The organism is Paenibacillus sp. DCT19 (assembly GCF_003268635.1).
Lineage (GTDB): Bacteria > Bacillota > Bacilli > Paenibacillales > Paenibacillaceae > Paenibacillus.
Window position 1 is genome coordinate 1,136,956 of sequence record NZ_CP029639.1, and the last position, 17,961, is coordinate 1,154,916.

Consider the following 17,961-nt stretch of genomic DNA (forward strand, 5'->3'; position numbering starts at 1 on the left):
ACGAACTAAATCTGCAAAAGAAAACACTTTTTTTTACTTTTATCTCACTTTTTTGATTTTTCCGTAATGAGCACTACAGCTTATAGATCATAACCAAGCTTAGCTGCATATTTAACCAGCTCATTGTTGGACTGCTCAATCAGTTTAGCACCTTGAGCGAGTTTAGCGTTACCTTGTTTCAGCAACGTGCTGTTCACTTTAGTTTTGGATACCGACTTCTTGAACAACTGGTACGCTTCAAGCTGTGTGTAGCTTCCTTTGACCAGTTTGGCATGAATTTTTTGTAATTCAGCATTTTGTGGTTTTACTAGTTTTAGCTTAGATACATATTTGGTGTAGTTAGGGATTGCGGTATTGGTCAATTTCAGAAACACAGATTTGCGATTAGCAGAAGTGATAATAGTACCGCCACTTACCGCGTTGAACGCTTTTTCTTCATATACTGCCGCTTCTGTCAATTTATCAATGTAGTCCAGAAAATCGATCTCTTCGTCCGTTGGTAACGGCTCGTCTTGGGATGTATCGTAACCATATTCACTGTCTTCTGAGTAGGCAGGTGTTGTATCCTCAGCTGCAGCAGCATAAGAACCAGCAGGTAGGAATACGCCTCCAAGCAAAGCAAAACTCATAATCAATGATAATATCCAAGATTTCTTCATGTTTCATAACCCCCATCTAATTTATGTATATTATTCCAATGGGTAATCTAACATAGTGCGACAGTAAATTACAGGAATAGATTTACATAAAATCGTTCTGAACGATAATCACGAAATAATACCTAATCAACAGTTCGTATGGGATGCAAGAGGTAGGTATAAAGAGGTATGAGCATGTTCATATGTGAAAACAAGAGGGAGCTCCTCTTAGATAATCATAAATTACGCATTGTTTAATAAGTGAAATAATACATAAATGTATGTTTGATAAAAATAAAATTAATGAGGAATATAGATGGAACGCTCACAGTCCCTATATTAATAAGTAATAGGAGCCCGAATTATATCCGAATACCTCGGATTTTTTTTCCAAATAAATGCTTGAACAAAGCACATAACTACATTACAATACAAATGAGAATGAGATTCAATATCATTTAGAAGACAAAGGGGAGTCGGGTTACGATGTTTAGATTCAAGAAAAAGCTATTGATGTACGCTACACTTCTATTGATGATCTCACTGCTGGCAGGGTGTGCATCGGGTGGAAGTGCAGAGACAACAAATACGGCAAGCCAAGCTACGAGCGGAAATACGAGCAGTAGTGAAAGCGATACAACGAGCAATACCACAGAAGATCAGACTAGAGTGATCAAGCATGCTATGGGTGAAACCACCATTACAGGTACACCGAAGAAAATCGTAACCTTGTTCCAAGGTGCAAATGACGTTGTCGTTGCTCTGGGTGTTAAGCCCACAGGTGTAGTTGAATCATGGGTACAGCAACCTGTATACGAATATCTGAGAGCTGATCTGGATGGGGTACCACAAGTGGGTCAAGAGCCTCAGCCGAATATGGAAGAGATCAACAAATTGAAGCCAGATCTCATTATTGCGACGAAAATCAGACACGAGGACATCTATGATCAACTGTCACAGATTGCTCCAACGGTTGTAACGGAGACGCTGTTTGATTGGAAAGAAACCGTGAAAATGGCTGGTGAAGCGATGAACATGGTGGAGCAATCGGACAAGCTGCTGGCAGATTGGGATACGCGTGTAGCTGATTTCAAAGAAAAAATGGGTGATCGTCTTCCGATCGAAGCAACCATTACCAACTTCAGAGCTGATCAAGTTCGGATCTTCTACATGGGTTATGCAGGTAAAATTCTGAAAGAACTTGGCTTCACCAGACCAGCAGGTCATGATGAAGACACTTGGGGTATTGAATTGACATCCAAAGAGAGTATTCCAGATATGAATGCTGATCTGATCTTCAACTTCAATTCAGGTACAGAGACAGAAGCGATTCAGAAGAACTATGAGGATTGGACAAGCAGTCCATTGTGGAAGAACCTTGACGCTGTCAAAAACAACCAGCTGGTTCAAGTCGACGAAGTGGCTTGGAACATGGCAGGAGGATATACATCTGCTAATATGATGCTGGATGATCTGTATGAATATTTCAAATTGAATTAACGGGAGCGAGACCTGCCATGCACCAACATTTGAAGCAAAGTGTATGGTCTGGCAGGTCTTTTTGCATTTCATGGATGAAAGAGTGAGAATATGTTTCCCCTTTTTACAAAGACAAGCGGAAAGATTTATGGAATTGTGGGTTTATTTATTTTGCTGATGTTGGCCTGTGTGTCCAGTATGATCTTTGGACGTACAGCGATTACGTTGCAGGATGGGATGGATGCATTCCGGCACTATGATGAACAATCCATCGAACATATCGTTCTGTTAACAGAACGTCTGCCACGTACGGTCATTGCTGCAGTTGTAGGGGCGAGTCTGGCTGTAGCGGGGGCACTTATGCAAGCGTTGACCCGTAACCCGCTAGCTTCACCGAGTGTGTTCGGCATCAATGCAGGAGCCATTTTCTTTATTGTAATTGCGATTGTTGTTCTGTCGGTATCATCTTTAAATACCATGATGTGGTTCGGTTTTGCAGGTGCAGCGATTGCTGCTGCTATCGTATACGGGCTGGGGTCGCTTGGGCGAGACGGGCTAACGCCAATCAAAATTGTACTGGCAGGTACTGCAATTACAGCACTGTTCTCCTCCTTCACTCAAGCTGTACTTATATTAGATGGAACGGGTCTTCAGGATGTATTGTTCTGGCTGGCTGGTTCGGTAAGTGGACGAACGCTGGACATGTTATACCCTGTGCTTCCTTATATGACGATTGCGGCAATTATTGCGCTCTTCATGGGAAGGGCGGTCAATCTACTGTTGACGGGTGATGATATTGCCAAAGGCATGGGACAGAATGTGCTGTTAGTGAAGCTGCTCATGGGTGTTGTTACCGTACTGCTCGCTGGTGGCTCAGTTGCCGTTGCCGGCTCGGTTGGCCTGGTCGGTCTCGTTGTTCCACATATCATGCGTGCGCTGGTGGGAAATGATTATCGCTGGCTAGTACCCTATTCTATTCTAGGGGGAGCCATCTTACTGTTATCGGCTGATGTTGTCGCAAGACTGGTCATTATGCCGCAGGAAATACCGCTTGGTGTCATGACAGCAATCATCGGCGGCCCCTTCTTTGTATACATAGCTCGTAAGGGGGGACGAAAATATGAGAAAGATGTTAACCTTTCGCACAAAAAAAGATGCCATCTCACTGCAAATGGAACGGAAATCATTATTGGTCATCATTGTGTTGTTTATATTATCTCTCATTGCTGCGATTGTAGGCACAAGTATAGGCAGTGATTATATTTCTCCGTTACATGTGCTGCAAACCATCTTAAAAGTTGGTGCAGGTGATTACGATTTTGTGGTGCTCACCTTAAGGTTGCCTCGTGTGCTGTTATCTCTGCTCGTAGGGGCAGCATTGGGGATGTCGGGTGCCATCCTACAGGGCATCATTCGTAATCCGCTCGCTTCACCGGATGTCATCGGGATCACAGGTGGCGCAGCCGTTGCCGCTGTTGGTTTCGTATCCATTCTGGGTGGAACGATCAGCATTAAGTTACTTCCGCTGTTTGCCATTATTGGTGCGCTGGTTACGGCGCTAGTGATATATGTGCTGGCATGGAAAAAGGGAGTAACCCCCATCCGCCTCGTTCTGATCGGGATTGGAATCTCGGCAATTATGGGAGCAGGGACGACCTTTATGCTGATTCTGAGCCCATTCTATACGGCTGGACAAGCTTATATCTGGCTGACAGGCAGCATCTATGGGGCATCGTGGCTTGATATCCGAACCATTCTACCAGTCATTATCATTGTTGTACCGCTCGCGATGTGGTTTGCCAGAAGTCTGAATGCACAAGAGTTCGGTGATGATGTGGCAACTGGACTCGGTGTAACCGTGCAATGGCACCGTTCATTATTGCTTTTATGTAGTGTGCTGCTTGCAGGTATCGCCGTCGCTGTTGCTGGAACCATCGGATTTGTGGGTCTAATTGCACCACATATCGCTCGAAAGTTAGTAGGGAGAATGTTCGGAAGCTTGCTTCTAGTATCAGGTTTCGTTGGTGCCTTGCTTGTACTAAGTGCCGATCTGATTGCGCGTACAGCTTTCCTTCCACTTGATGTGCCAGCAGGTGTATTTACAGCGGGGATCGGTGCACCATTTTTCCTATATTTATTGTTTAAGAATCGAAATCAGTTTTAAGGAGGAGAGAATCGTGAGTATTTTGGAAGCAAAGAACCTTACTATCTCTTATGGAGCAGATCCAATCATAGATAATCTGAATCTGACGATTCCAAAAGGACAGATTACGGTTCTGATTGGTAGTAATGGGTGTGGCAAATCGACGTTGCTCCGCACGATGGCCCGATTGTTAAAATCCAGCTCAGGCTCCGTACTGTTAGATGGTGACGAGATTGCCAAACTCCCTACCAAAGAGATTTCAAGATGTATGTCGATCCTGCCACAAGGCCCCTCCGCACCGGAAGGTCTCACAGTTAGTCAGTTGGTTAGACAAGGGAGATATCCGCATCAGAGCTGGCTGAAGCAATGGTCTCGGGAAGATGAACGCATGGTTAAGCTAGCACTTGAATCGACACATCTAACGGAGCTAGCGGATCGACCAGTCGATGCATTGTCTGGTGGTCAGCGCCAGCGTGCCTGGATCGCGATGACACTGGCTCAAGGCACGGAAACGTTGCTGCTGGATGAGCCGACAACTTATTTGGATATGACTCATCAGATTGAGATACTGGACTTATTATTTGAATTAAATGAGCAAGAAGGGCGTACCATTGTGATGGTGCTTCATGATATCAATTTGGCTTGTCGATATGCACATCACATCGTGGCCGTGCATAACAAATCCATTTACGCAGAAGGGAAACCGGAGCAGATCGTTACACAGGACATGATTCGTACTGTGTTTCAGATGGAATGCGAGATTGCTGTTGATCCGTTGTTTGGGACGCCGACCTGTATCCCACATGGAAAGGGAAGAAAGGTAAACGCAGAGAAGCGCCACACCCAGCTGGCTTAAGGATGAAGAACTACAAGTGTCGATATCCTCGTATCGTCCGATCTAGGAACCATTGAACCAATCAGGCAACCTCAATGCTATTGACCGATACATGTCCCAAGTTGAAGCATAAGGCAGCTGCTTGATTTGTTTCCCTTTCAAACTGACAAACGTCTCTAAGTTTCATAGTGGGGCGTTTGTCTCTTTTCTCCTACTGACTCTATTAGAGGTTGTTCAAAAAGTCCGCTTTTGATTACGAAGGATGCGCGAGCGGCATCTCAGCATCGAATATGGGATTCAGCCGAAATGTCCGTTGCTCACGTAGGTTTGCCTACGCTCCGCTACTCCATTTCTATCTTCATCCCATCTTCTTGGTACTGAAAACCGCCCTTTTTGAACACGCACTATGACATGTACCCTCCATATCTAGCCTCAACCGTATCTTAGCCTAGCCTAAGTAAATCAACTTTACCTAGGCACACCACAATCCTTATCTTAACCTACCCTACGATCGTATCTCAGCAATATCACAACTCAATCACCGAATCAATCAACATAAAGATTTATGACCATCTGCGCATCAAACACCCGCTCTGAATATACTTAAAATTCCTTTAAAGTTTTCAATTGACATAAATACTATATTTACCATAAAATAGATCTAGGTGATATTGATAATCATTATCAAAATAAATCTAATTAAAAACCGGATGAAGCAGAAGCGAGAGCACGTTTCATTGGATCGGGGAGGATTTCCAGTGTTTCCGAAAGGGATTCAGAATCTGCAAAACCGACTCATTCTTAGCAAAGCCCTGGAGATGGGAATCGACTGCAAGCCACTCCTTGCAGGCTGTGAGGATTTTCTGGAACTCTCGTCCCAGGATAGAAGAATCATCATTAACAAGACGAGGTCTCATCATCTACCGCTAATTGCCGGACTACTGGTAAAGAATAAGCAGGTGTGTAACATGCTGTTAGAGCAGCAGGGGATGCCTGTGCCTTCCTACGTTGTCCTGAGTGGAATGGGAGAAGAGGCTGTTCGTTTTCTAGAAGTGAATCAGTCGATTGTTGTCAAACCTCTTGATGCAAGTAGCAGTGCTGGCGTAACGCTTGATGTACAAACTGTTCAGGAGATGGAAACCGCGATTGAAGGAGCGTTAGCTCATAGCGCGAGCATTATGCTCCAGCGCTTTGTGCGAGGGATAGATTATAGGGTTCTAGTCATCAACGGGGCTATTGCCGCTGTAAATAAATATCGTCCTGTCTTCGTGGAGGGAGATGGGATCTCAACGATTAAGGAGTTAATCCAGAGATTGAATCAGGAACGACTTCAATTGACCCATATCGGAGAATATGAAGCATTCCCGGAGCTTGAAGAGGATTCCGCACAACTGCATCAAGCCTTGCGTGCACAGGGAGCTACTTCTGAGGATGTGCCTTCCTTAGGCAGACAGATTGAGCTATACCTTCTACGTAATTCAGCCGCTGGGAACATCAGCGAGTTCTATATGGATTGTACGGAAGATATGCATGAGGCTAACGCCCTTATGGCGATCCAAGCTGCGAACGCACTACAGATTGATGTAGCCGGGATCGATATCCGCTGCTCGGATATTCGGGTTCCGATTACGAAAGAGAACGGAGGCATTTTGGAAGTGAATGCACTTCCGGATATGACACATCACGTCTTTCCGCATCGAGGCACTACGCGTGATGTTGTGCGCATGTATATAGAATATCTTGTTCAACATGAACCCGTCCTGACACCGTAGCAATAAGTACAGATGGATTCTAGATAAATTGAACTAAATATTTACACGAGAACGGAGAGGACAGAAATAACATGGAGAAGCAGAGCGTTCGCCTTTATCTCCGGATTTTCCCTTTGAAAAAGGGAATCAAAAAAATCTGGGGATAACAGCGATCGGAAGGTTATTCTGTCATCGGAGTGGCAAGTGTAACTATTCTTTATTTCAATTTATATAGTTCATCTCAAATTGATCATAAGGAGCGTAATATGCAATGTCAGTAGAAGTTCAGTCCGACTATCTGAAGCTTCAAAATGAAAAGGAATCGAATGCGCGCTCGTACCCTAGACACTTTCCACTTGTGATCAGTAAGGCTAAAGGGATTACGGTTACCGATACTGAAGGTCGTAACTACTATGATTGTCTTGCAGGTGCAGGAACGCTTGCTCTGGGACATAACCATGAGACTGTTACGGATGCGATTCGTGGTGTGCTTGATCAACAGATTCCGTTACATACCTTGGATTTAGCAACACCGTTGAAGCTTGCATTTATGCAAGAACTACTCTCCATTCTTCCGAATGAACTGAAGGATACGGCCAAAATTCAGTTCTGTGGGCCAACTGGAGCCGATGCGGTAGAAGCGGCAATTAAACTAGTCAAAAATGCTACTGGTGGCAAGTCCATCCTTGCCTTTCAAGGAAGCTATCATGGTTCAACTCAGGCGACTATGGCGATGAGCGGTAACCTAAGCAAAAAGCAACATCTGCAGAGCCTTTTGCCCGATGTGCATTTTCTACCGTTCCCCTATGAATATCGTTGCCCCTTTGGGATGGGGGAGGGCATGACCGCCAAACTTAGCGCCCAATACATTGAGAATCTGCTGGATGATTGCGAGAGCGGTATTGCGCTGCCGTGTGGCATTATTCTGGAAACCGTGCAGGGTGAAGGCGGAGTAATTCCTTCAGATCTCGAATGGCTGCGGCAATTGCGCCGTATTACGTCTGAGCGTGGCATTCCACTGATTATCGATGAGGTTCAGACAGGCATTGGTCGCACAGGGCGGATGTTCTCATTTGAACATGCTGGGATTGTACCCGATGTGATCATCTGCTCCAAAGCAGTGGGTGGTAGCTTACCTATGGCTGTTGTGATCTATAAAGAAGAACTGGATCAATGGCAGCCCGGCGCGCATACGGGAACCTTCCGAGGTAATCAGCTAGGGATGGCCGCAGGACTTGCTACCCTTCGCCACATGAAAGAGCAGAACATTCTTCAGAACGTGCAATTGCGCAGTGATCAGTTCATGCATCGATTGGAGCAATTAAAAGGACAGTATGCAGAGATTGGAGATGTTCGGGGCAGAGGACTGATGATTGGGGTAGAGATCGTTAATCCTGCTGGCTCGAAGGATCGCTTAGGACATTATTTACAAAATGGAGCGTTAGCCGCGTCCATCCAGCGTGAATGCTTCAACAATGGCTTAATTGTGGAAGTTGGTGGTCGTCATTCGGCTGTGATTCGGTTCCTGCCACCACTCAATATTACAGAGCAGGAGACAGCGGCAGTATTGGGGATTTTTGAGAAATCCGTGCAGGCAGCTATTGCTTTAACGACAGCTACAGCATGAATTTATCACTAATCAAGGGTCATGCCGTTCTGTGGGCTATTCTTACGGGAGCCTTTGCTCTTGTACTGACGAATAGTGCATTTAATCTGCTGTTACCCTACTTTGTCCAACACTATGATATCTCGACGACAGCAGGCGGATGGATCATTGTTTTGTACATGCTTGCGATGACGCTGACGATGCCGATGGCCTCTCTGGTCGTGGATCGTTTGGGCAGAAAACAGACCTATATGTTAGGCATATGTCTATATGGCATATTCTCCATCATTGGTGCACTGTTCCATGCCTACTTCGAGGTATTGTTGATCGTACGATTCATGCATGGCGTGGCGGCAGGTTTGATGATTCCGTTATCCCTTGTTTTGTTGTTTGACTATTACGGCACCGAGGTGCGAGGAAGGATTACAGGAGCTTGGGGAATGCTCTTGATGCTTGCTCCGACGGCGGGTCCGACCTTAGGTGGATTCATCATCGAGTATGGCAGGCTGGAATATCTATTCTGGTTAAACGTTCCGTTCGCTGTATTCTCCTTCATCTTATGCGGCAGATACATCCAGATATATCTGCCAGCCCGCCGCAAGCGGTGGCATCTATCCAGCATGATCTTGTTGATCGGAGGGATAGGCGCACTTAGCCTGGGACTTCAGCTATATGCTAGTCCTATTGTGGGTGACGGCGTACCTTGGAGCCTTATGGCCGTAGGGATTGCGCTGCTCATCCGTTTTATCCAAACGGAGAACAGACGAAAGGAACCGTTAATTCGGTATCAGCTATTACGTCGGAATAAGGTGTTTCCGTTAACCGTGCTCATCTCCACCATTCAGGATTGCGTGATGTTTGGGGTGATATTCGCTTTACCGCTTTTATTTCAAGATGTCTTTCACATGTCGCCAGCCTTATCCGGTGCGTTGTTCATTCCGCTATCGATCTGCACAAGTCTGTTCATGTGGATTGGCGGCAGTCTGATGGATCGTGGTCGGTCATTACAATTTATCGCGTGGGGCACCGCGCTTGTGGCATTCTCGATTGTATCCTTTGCCTTCCTGCCGCTGAATACCCCGCTTATTATTCTGGTCTTGCTTATGGCCTGCCGAGGAATTGGGGTTGGTTTGTCAGGTATGAGCATCTCGGCATTAGGCTTACAAGCGTTATCAGAAGAAGATATGCATGAGGGATCGGCATTGTCGACGACGATTGAACGTTTAGCTTCATCGTTTGCGATCATGGGATTGACGTTGTTCTACGATATGCGATGGCAATGGCTTGCTCAGACAGGGGCATCAGTAGAGATGGCCAAGTGGGGTGCGCTACGCGAAATTTGTATCGTACTAGGAGGAGCGATCCTGCTGACACTGCCCCTTGTTTTACTTATAGAGGTTGTTCAAAAAGTCCGCTTTTGATTACGAAGGATGCACGAGCGGCATCTCAGCGTCGAAGATGGAATTCAGCCGAAATAAGTGGATGCTTACGAAGCTTGTTTCCTTCAGAAACAATGTAGTTGCTCACGTAGGTTTGCCTATGCTCCGCTACTCCATTTCTATCTTCATCCCATCTTCTTGGTACTGAAAACCGCCCTTTTTGAACATGAACTTATAACACGAAAGAAGGTTGGCCTCATTGTTCGAGATGGAAAACAAGCTCCAGTCTGAGGCGAAGCAGCAGGCGAATATGCACTCGTGCAAGCTGCTTCTCAACACGTACATTCGTGAGCTTGCATACAAGAAGCAAGATGATATACAGATCATTGCGATGACCAAGACGTTCCGAGTGTCGTTTCGGGCGAGTGATGTTATCGTTACTGGACGTTTATCGTATTACTCCGCCATGGGTGAGCATGAGTACGACACCATACAAGATCTCAGTGGACAGATGGTGTATGTGCAGGATCTGGTTCGCTGGATTACCCGTGAGCTGAGTGCCGAGGGAAGTGAAGGGGCAATCTCGCAGGAACTGAAACAGGAAGTGGAAGAGGCGCCTCATGACGATCTCGTCCGTGATTTTGCCGAAAGGGTAGACAATAGCCTCGCGAATTTGACGCTGTTCATTGAAAAGGCTGGCGCCTTCGAAATGCATGATTACTGTACATCGGAACAGTCTCTATTATATGGACATCCGTTCCACCCGTTTCCCAAAAACTCACGTGGGTTCACTGAACAGGATGTGCTCAGGTATAGCCCGGAGCTACGTAATGCCTTTCCGCTTTGTTACATTGCCGTGAGGAAGGATGTGTATCGAGAAGAATGGGTGGACGACCATCATCAGATTGAATGGCATGACAGTGTTGGGCAACAGTTGGCACAAGTCGTGGAGAGTTCATCTGAGCAATATGGCGTATTACCAGTTCACCCTTGGCAATATAAACACATCTTGGGCATTGCCGAGGTACAATCTTACATGCGGGAACGGAAAATCGTACTGCTTGGCAGCTTCGGCCCACTTGCCTATCCAACATCTTCAGTACGCACCGTATATGTGCCTGATATGAATTGTAATATCAAGCTGTCGCTACATATGCAGATTACGAATATGATTCGTACGAACAGTGCGGAGCAGATGCGGAGAACACTTGATGCTTCACGTTATTTGGACCAACATGATTGTTTTGAACAGGACGAGCATACGCACATCGCATATGAAACGGGGGTAACGACATGTCACTTCACAGATGAAGGGTTAACCAGTTTGTTTACGGTAGCTTATCGCCCGATTGAATTCGACCCTTCGTGTACGTTCGTTGTGTCCAGCCTAGTAGAAGCACCATTGCCAGGTATGCCATCGCGGTTGATGCGTATGCTCGGCGGCGAACGGGCAGAAGCGGAGCAATGGTTATCCCGTTACTTGCAATTATCTCTATTGCCACTGGTGCGTGCAGGTGGGGAGCGAGGTATTCATTTTGAAGCCCATTTACAAAATACGCTGGTGACCTTACAAGAAGGTTGGCCTGTTGCCTTTATTGTGCGTGATCTCGAAGGGGTTAGCGTAGATATCGAGCATGTGAATTCAGCTGAACGTGATCGTTCTGAGCTGCTTTTTTATCCACGGGATAAGGCGTGGGCAAGGACATCTTACTATTTTATCGTCAATCATCTGGGTTCACTTATACATGCAATTGCCAGGGATGTGGGTGTACAGGAAGAGCATTTCTGGGAGATGGTGCGTGAAGTGCTTGAGGAAGAATTGAAGCGTACAGGGAATGCCTATGTTCAGCATTTGATCGAAGCGGATGCATTTATGGCGAAGCAGAATCTGGTGAGCTGTCTTCGAGGAATCAGTCAAACACCGGATTATGTGCCTGTCCAGAATGTCATGAACCGTGTATTGAACCGAATAGGAGTGAAGAAGTAGGTGGGAGCCATACAATTCGAGACTGAAATTAAAGATAAGACGGGAGTTCACAAGGATGTGCAGGAACGCATTATGCGTCAGGCAATGGAGGCGTTATGGTTCGAGGACATTATTGATTGTAGGAAGCAGGGCAAGAAGTGGGGAACTACTGGAATTGATGGACAAGGACAGCCTGTTCAATATACCTGTGAAGCACAGCAGAAGTACTCATTCGGCCGAGTGAAGGTAGTTAAGGGATCGATCCAAAGAGAAGGCGTGCCTAATACCGACCTGAATCGATTTCTGGAAGAAATGATATTGAACAAACTTACAGGAGCTCATGTGGATTCCTTCATTCAAGAGTTGCTGGAGACGCTATCGAAGGATAGTCAGTGCCAAGCTGCATTGTCAGAGTCGATTCCGATCGCGGATCATCATTATGATGCACTCGAAAGTCATATGACTGACGGTCATCTCTATCATCCAAGCTATAAGTCGAGGTTAGGATTCACGCTAAAAGACAACCTGGCCTATGGCCCCGAATTCAACATGTATGTACCGCTCTATTGGCTCGCGGTGAAGCAGACGTTGGTGCAGACGGCTCTCTCCAGAGGCTGCACGTCAGATGACCTTGTGGGACAACATTTGACGGAGGCGGATGTACGTCGATTCAACCGTATTTTGCAGGGAGAAGCTGCCCTAGAGCTTGGTGATGTTAACGGTGCTGAGGGTAGCATCGTTGCCAGTACCAGCACTAGTGGTAATACCGATAGTAGAAGTGGTGACAGTGACAATAGCAGTAGCAGTAGCAGTAGTGGCGGTGACAGTGGCGATGGTAATGGCAGTAGCAGTGATGGAGATGGCGTTACCCACGTTGACGCTCATGGTAACCCTTATGTGTTCATCCCAGTTCATCCTTGGCAATGGGAGCACCAACTGCAGTCGGTATTCGCTGTTCAATTAATGGAGAAGGATATTATTTTCCTCGGAGCATCTTCATCGGCATATCGCGCCCAGCAGTCGATCCGTTCTCTCTCCAATCGGGTTAATTTTAGTGCTCCTTATATCAAACTAGCACTTAGTATTACGAATACATCAAGCACACGTATTTTGGCTCAGCATACCACCCAGAATGCGCCGCTGATCAGCGATTGGTTGGAACAACTTATTCAGGAGGATGAGCTGTTGCAGCACGAGCAGTTTGCCATACTGAAAGAGATCATGGGATTGTCCTTCAGATACGAGCAATTATCTGTCATCCAATATCGCCGTGCGTACGGAACATTCGGTGCAATCTGGCGGGAGAACGTATCCACCCATCTGCAGCCAGATGAGACAGCTTGGCCACTAAATGCATTGATGCTGGTGCAACCGAACGGTGTACCCTTTATTCAGGCTGCAGTTGAACGACATGGTATTGCGAAGTGGAGCGAGGCGCTTGTTCGCACGATCACACTGCCGATCATTCATTTGTTGTATGCCCATGGCATCGCACTGGAGTCACATGCCCAGAATATTATTTTGGTGCTGGAGAATGATCTACCGAAACGAATTATCGTTAAGGATCTGCATGATGGGGTTCGTTATGTACCAGATAAACTGCTTCACCCCGAGCGTGCACCAGAGCTTCATCCTGTACCAGAGACTCATCGGAAGTTCAATCGGTACTCGTTCATTTATGCCGAGGATGTATCCGAGGTTCGTGATTATACTTATGATGCATTTTTCTTCATCTGTATGACTGACATTGCGCTGGCGCTGGAGCGCTTCGGATTGTCTGAAGAAGCATTTTGGCAATTGAGTGCGCGTATCATCGTGGATTATCAGCAGCAGCATCCGGAATATAGCGAGCGCTTCATGTGGTTTGACCTGTTTGGCGAGGATGCGTTAATTGAAGAGATGACGAAACGACGTCTCTATGGTGATGGGGAGCTCTATTTCCGCAAAGTCAGCAATCCGTTGAAGCGGGCGAAGGATACATTGGCATGAGAACAAATACGTTGAAGGAAAAAATATCCCGAGGACGCCCTGTATTCGGCTTGTTTGTATCCATTCCACATCCTGTAATTATTGAGATGATCGGACATGCGGAATATGATTTCGTCATCATCGATCTAGAGCATGCAACCACGAATATGGAATCATTGGAAGAGATGATTCGGGCTGCTGAGCTATGTGGTATGACACCCCTCGTACGCATCTCGAAGGTGGAGCGTGCAGAGATTTTGAAAGTGCTGGACTGCGGGGCACAAGGCATTGTGATCCCTCACGTGGAAGGACGGGAGCAGGTGGAAGAAGCGGTTCGCCATACCTACTATCATCCACTGGGGATGCGCAGTCTGAATAGTGGACGTGCTGGTGTATTCGGTAAATATCCACTTACCGAGTACATTGGACAGGCGAATGAGCAGATCATGGTGATTCCTATGATTGAGAGTGTGCAGGGCATACAGCAGAGTGATAACATTTTGTCTCATCCACAGGTCAGTTTTGTGCTGGAGGGAGCCGCAGATCTATCTCAATCTCTCGGTGTACCTTGGCAGACGGATCATGCAGATGTCCGGTCTGCACTGACTGCTTTACATGAACAAGCGCAGCAGTATCATGTCCCGTATGCAACCGTGACGAGAGGCATCAAGGATATGACGCTATGGACAGAGCGGGGAGTACATATTTTTGTGTTAGGGGATGACCGGAATACGGCTTTTCGTGCATATGTACAGAAACGGAATGACTATGGGAGTGTAGGTGGCCAGATATGATATCCAAGGTAGAAACTGTGATCCGCCAGATCCAAGAGGGCAGTGAAGAGCCTGTATGTGCGTATCTCTATGACCTCGCCGGAATCCAAGAACAGGTGCGCCAGATGTTACAGCGCATGCCGCAACATACCTCCCTGTTCTACGCGATCAAAGCAAACCCTGATCCAAGAATCATTGAAGCACTTCTGCCATGGGTTAAGGGATTTGAGGTTGCGTCGATTGGCGAGCTGCTCAAGGTAAGGCGTATAAGTACCCAGGTTCCCATTCTCTTTGGCGGACCAGGCAAAAAAGAAGCCGAGTTAGAACAAGCGCTGGAACATCAGGTCACTTTGTTGCATGTGGAGAGTTTGCTGGAGCTGCGAAGACTGATTACCATCGCCAAAAGAAAGAAGCAGGTCGCCAGCATTCTACTGCGGATCAATCTGAGAAGCAGCACACTGCCACGAACCAAAATTGTGATGGGCGGTGGCCCAAGCCCATTTGGATTAGATGAGGAGTGGGTCGAGCAAGCGATACAGATCATACGTGAGGAAGGTGCAGAAGCCGTGCACCTGCGTGGGTTTCATTTTCATTCGTTATCCAACAATACCGATGCGCGATTACATGCCGAGATGATCGATCTGTATTTAAACAAAGTACAGACGTGGCAGGACGCTTACGGTATACAGGTTGAGGTCGTTAATGCAGGTGGCGGATTCGGTGTGACGTATGACGGGAGCCCGGAGTTTGACTGGCCGTTATTCACGTCTCTGTTGAAACAGAGTGAGGCGAGAAAACGGCTTGACAGCGTCCAGTTATACTTCGAGCCAGGACGAATTCTCGTAGCAGATCATGGTTATTATGTAACGGAGGTTACGGACATCAAGGTTTCCCATGGCGAACAGTTTGCGGTGATCAGAGGGGGAACACACCATAACCGATTGCCTGCCTCATGGGGGCATAATCATCCTTTTCACGTTATGGCTAATGAACGCTGGACGCATTCATACGCAAGACCAGAAGTGAAGCAGAGTGAGGTGCATATTGTAGGCGAGCTGTGCACACCGAAAGACCGGATGCATTCGAATGCAGAGGTTGAGCTGCTCCGCGTCGGGGATATCGTTGTTTTTGAGAAATCTGGAGCATACTGCTGGACGATCTCTCACCATGATTTTCTGGGGCATCCGCACCCGGCATTCCATTATTTAACGGAGGGAAACGACCATGTCAACAGTGATGAAGCTTTCCAGTCTGCAAGCCGCTGAGCACCAGATCATGGAGGATCTGATCAATGCATTTCTGGCAGAGGGACTACTGCCCGTTCCCGGAAATACCTTGATTGAATTGTCTGCTGCCCCAGAGAAAATTCGCCGAATGATGGAACCGTATCAATATGGGCAGCGAGCAGGTTGGCAGAAGGATCAAACGGCGGGTAGACAAGAACGCACATTGGGATTGGGAAACCAGCGTACGTTTGCTGAAGAAGGGGCATTGGAAGGACAGCGGACGTTGGAAGAGAGACGGCTGTTGAACGATGAACAGTCACTTCAAGAAGAGGGAAATGAGTCGTCTCGTACTGGATTACTAGGGGAGGATGCTAGAAGCAAAGAGGCTCATCAAGCTCCGAAGTTTCTAGTTCATCTGGAAGGAATCGTGTTCATGGTTCAGTCTAGCATTAGACAGGGAAAACAATGGGTGCAAGGTTCCCCTGTATATACCCAAAATACTGAAGGTGAATGGATTATGCTCTCTACACCGGTAGCCGTTGGACATGCTGTGCTGCGGCTCACGCTTTCGGACGAGGCTTATGCTCATCCGGGCGTAGCCGAATTTGTGGATAGCATCGAGACGGCGACCGAGCAGTTGGCCTTGGGGCTAGAACAAGTGGATCAGCTGCATAACGTGAAGCCATCCAATGCCTACGAGTGGTTCATTAAAGGAGAACGAATTGCCGCATTACGAGATCGGCCTTTCCATCCAACATCCAAAGCCAAGGTTGGCTTCACGGAAAAGGATGTGCGTCGTTATGCAGCAGAATTCGGAGAGAAGATACCTCTGCGCTGGGTTGCCGTGCGTAAGGATGTCTTGCAACAAGGATGTGAAGATAACAATGGGATATCAACACTTGATATACTGGATGAACCCCAGCGAAAGATGGTGGAGGAAGCATTCCAGCGTCATGGAATTGATCTGACAACATATATGCCTATGCCGGTTCATCCGTGGCAATTGGAGAATATCATTCTCCCGCGTTATACAGCGGAATTCAAGGATCGTACGATCCTTGTGCTTGATGTTGAAGCGGGTGAGGTTCAGGCGACATCTTCCCTTCGCTCGATGTCTTCTGTGACAGCGTCAACGTATATGTTGAAGCTTCCTGTCAGCGTGTTGTCTCTTGGCGCGGCACGTTATCTTCCAGTCGTTAAGCTATTGAATGGTTTGGCTGGAGAACGGATGCTACGGCATGCAGTCGCTTGTGATGATTCCCTTTCGGGGAAAGTGTTCTTATGCCAAGAACAGAATTGGTGGGGCTACATGCCCGAAACGATGGGGTTATTCGATGATCATCCTCGCCATCTTGCGGCTCAGATCCGAATCTATCCGCCAGAGCTTCTGCAGGAAGGGGTGAAAGTCATCCCCATGGCTGCCCTGGGAGTGCCACTGGATGGTCAACATCTGCTGTCTGAGCTGTTAGGGGAGGAGCTATCCAAGGAAGATGTGGTTGCATTTTACACCAAGCTGGCTGCGTTATTTTACGATGTGGTCATGCGGCTCTTCAAGGTGGGCGTTGTCCCTGAAATTCATGGACAGAACTGCTGTGTGGTCTTGCGTAATCAGCAGGTGAAGGGGCTGTTGTTCCGCGACCACGATTCCGTGCGATTACATCAGCCTTACCTGGACAAACATGGGATCGCTGATCCGGCGTATTGGATTAGACCGGGATACTCCAATAGTCTATATAACGAGACGATTGAGAAGCTCATCTTTTATGTGCAATCTTTAGGCACACAGGTCAATCTGGCTGCCATTATTGAGGCACTCGTTGCAGTCTATGATCTGCCTGAAGCGAAGTTATGGGACATTACGGAGCAGATGTGGAAGGAAGCGTTGCACCGTGTGCAGCTTCCGGAGGCTGACCGGGCTGAGCTATTCCGCCTGATATTCCAAAGGCAGGAATGGCCCGCGAAGTTAGTTGTCCGTCCGCTGTTAGAAGCGGATGGGGTGCCTGGGGCAATGCCATCGGGCAAAGGCGCGGGGCATAATCCTTTTTACATTGGATGAGGTAAGGGTGTTGGGGTGATCTGGTTATGCCAGGTTACCTTTTTTTGCGGTTATGCAGGTGTTGTACAAATTGTTGGGTTTATATGCAATCCTGTGCAGTCACTAGATGGATCAGATGGTATAATCGGGTAGAGTAGAGGG

Annotated in this window: 13 protein-coding genes; 12 read left to right on the forward strand and 1 reads right to left on the reverse strand. The window is 47.1% G+C overall.

The annotated features are described in order from the left end of the window. Positions 1–80 precede the first annotated feature (80 nt). On the reverse strand, positions 81–659 hold the full coding sequence (locus DMB88_RS04985; protein WP_128100449.1) for a hypothetical protein: 579 nt from the start codon (positions 657–659) through the stop codon (positions 81–83). Between the two features lie 465 nt (positions 660–1,124). Here DMB88_RS04985 and DMB88_RS04990 point away from each other — a divergent pair, with 465 nt between their 5' ends. From DMB88_RS04990 to DMB88_RS05045, 12 genes are all read left to right on the forward strand, one after another. Next, the gene (locus DMB88_RS04990) at positions 1,125–2,138 is read left to right on the forward strand and encodes an ABC transporter substrate-binding protein (protein WP_128100450.1); all 1,014 of its coding nucleotides are present in this window, start codon (positions 1,125–1,127) and stop codon (positions 2,136–2,138) included. A 90-nt stretch (positions 2,139–2,228) separates the two neighbouring features. After that, positions 2,229–3,374 carry a FecCD family ABC transporter permease gene (locus DMB88_RS04995; RefSeq protein ID WP_128100451.1) on the forward strand — a complete coding sequence of 382 codons (1,146 nt, stop codon included), beginning with the start codon at positions 2,229–2,231 and terminating at the stop codon, positions 3,372–3,374. Next, the gene (locus tag DMB88_RS05000) at positions 3,289–4,281 is read left to right on the forward strand and encodes a FecCD family ABC transporter permease (protein WP_128104318.1); all 993 of its coding nucleotides are present in this window, start codon (positions 3,289–3,291) and stop codon (positions 4,279–4,281) included. The genes DMB88_RS04995 and DMB88_RS05000 overlap by 86 nt, the downstream gene beginning before the upstream one ends. 13 nt (positions 4,282–4,294) lie before the next feature. After that, positions 4,295–5,116, forward strand: coding sequence for an ABC transporter ATP-binding protein (locus DMB88_RS05005; protein WP_128100452.1), 822 nt, complete (start codon positions 4,295–4,297; stop codon positions 5,114–5,116). A gap of 737 nt (positions 5,117–5,853) precedes the next feature. Continuing rightward, positions 5,854–6,867, forward strand: a complete 1,014-nt coding sequence (locus DMB88_RS05010) for an ATP-grasp domain-containing protein (protein WP_128100453.1) — start codon at positions 5,854–5,856, stop codon at positions 6,865–6,867. Between the two features lie 250 nt (positions 6,868–7,117). Next, positions 7,118–8,473 carry a diaminobutyrate--2-oxoglutarate transaminase gene (locus tag DMB88_RS05015; protein ID WP_128100454.1) on the forward strand — a complete coding sequence of 452 codons (1,356 nt, stop codon included), beginning with the start codon at positions 7,118–7,120 and terminating at the stop codon, positions 8,471–8,473. Next, positions 8,470–9,873, forward strand: coding sequence for an MFS transporter (locus tag DMB88_RS05020; RefSeq protein ID WP_254438461.1), 1,404 nt, complete (start codon positions 8,470–8,472; stop codon positions 9,871–9,873). The genes DMB88_RS05015 and DMB88_RS05020 overlap by 4 nt, the downstream gene beginning before the upstream one ends. 226 nt (positions 9,874–10,099) lie before the next feature. Next, positions 10,100–11,818: an IucA/IucC family protein gene (locus tag DMB88_RS05025; RefSeq protein ID WP_254438614.1), complete on the forward strand. Its 1,719-nt coding sequence runs from the start codon at positions 10,100–10,102 to the stop codon at positions 11,816–11,818. Continuing rightward, a complete protein-coding gene (locus DMB88_RS05030) occupies positions 11,819–13,786 on the forward strand; it encodes an IucA/IucC family protein (RefSeq protein ID WP_254438462.1) in 1,968 nt (655 codons plus the stop codon). Continuing rightward, positions 13,783–14,559, forward strand: coding sequence for an HpcH/HpaI aldolase family protein (locus DMB88_RS05035; protein ID WP_128100456.1), 777 nt, complete (start codon positions 13,783–13,785; stop codon positions 14,557–14,559). The genes DMB88_RS05030 and DMB88_RS05035 overlap by 4 nt, the downstream gene beginning before the upstream one ends. Further along, positions 14,556–15,803: a type III PLP-dependent enzyme gene (locus DMB88_RS05040; RefSeq protein ID WP_128100457.1), complete on the forward strand. Its 1,248-nt coding sequence runs from the start codon at positions 14,556–14,558 to the stop codon at positions 15,801–15,803. Before DMB88_RS05035 ends, DMB88_RS05040 begins: the two co-directional genes overlap by 4 nt. After that, a complete protein-coding gene (locus DMB88_RS05045; protein WP_254438463.1) occupies positions 15,763–17,820 on the forward strand; it encodes an IucA/IucC family protein in 2,058 nt (685 codons plus the stop codon). Before DMB88_RS05040 ends, DMB88_RS05045 begins: the two co-directional genes overlap by 41 nt. Positions 17,821–17,961 lie beyond the last annotated feature (141 nt).

What these genes read in the sequence shown, in the direction of transcription:
- DMB88_RS04985 (WP_128100449.1), bottom strand. Translation starts at nt 659, where the DNA reads ATGAAGAAATCTTGGATATTATCATTGATTATGAGTTTTGCTTTGCTT.
- DMB88_RS04990 (WP_128100450.1), top strand. Translation starts at nt 1,125, where the DNA reads ATGTTTAGATTCAAGAAAAAGCTATTGATGTACGCTACACTTCTATTG.
- DMB88_RS04995 (WP_128100451.1), top strand. Translation starts at nt 2,229, where the DNA reads ATGTTTCCCCTTTTTACAAAGACAAGCGGAAAGATTTATGGAATTGTG.
- DMB88_RS05000 (WP_128104318.1), top strand. Translation starts at nt 3,289, where the DNA reads ATGGAACGGAAATCATTATTGGTCATCATTGTGTTGTTTATATTATCT.
- DMB88_RS05015 (WP_128100454.1), top strand. Translation starts at nt 7,118, where the DNA reads ATGTCAGTAGAAGTTCAGTCCGACTATCTGAAGCTTCAAAATGAAAAG.
- DMB88_RS05020 (WP_254438461.1), top strand. Translation starts at nt 8,470, where the DNA reads ATGAATTTATCACTAATCAAGGGTCATGCCGTTCTGTGGGCTATTCTT.
- DMB88_RS05025 (WP_254438614.1), top strand. Translation starts at nt 10,100, where the DNA reads ATGGAAAACAAGCTCCAGTCTGAGGCGAAGCAGCAGGCGAATATGCAC.
- DMB88_RS05035 (WP_128100456.1), top strand. Translation starts at nt 13,783, where the DNA reads ATGAGAACAAATACGTTGAAGGAAAAAATATCCCGAGGACGCCCTGTA.
- DMB88_RS05040 (WP_128100457.1), top strand. Translation starts at nt 14,556, where the DNA reads ATGATATCCAAGGTAGAAACTGTGATCCGCCAGATCCAAGAGGGCAGT.
- DMB88_RS05045 (WP_254438463.1), top strand. Translation starts at nt 15,763, where the DNA reads ATGTCAACAGTGATGAAGCTTTCCAGTCTGCAAGCCGCTGAGCACCAG.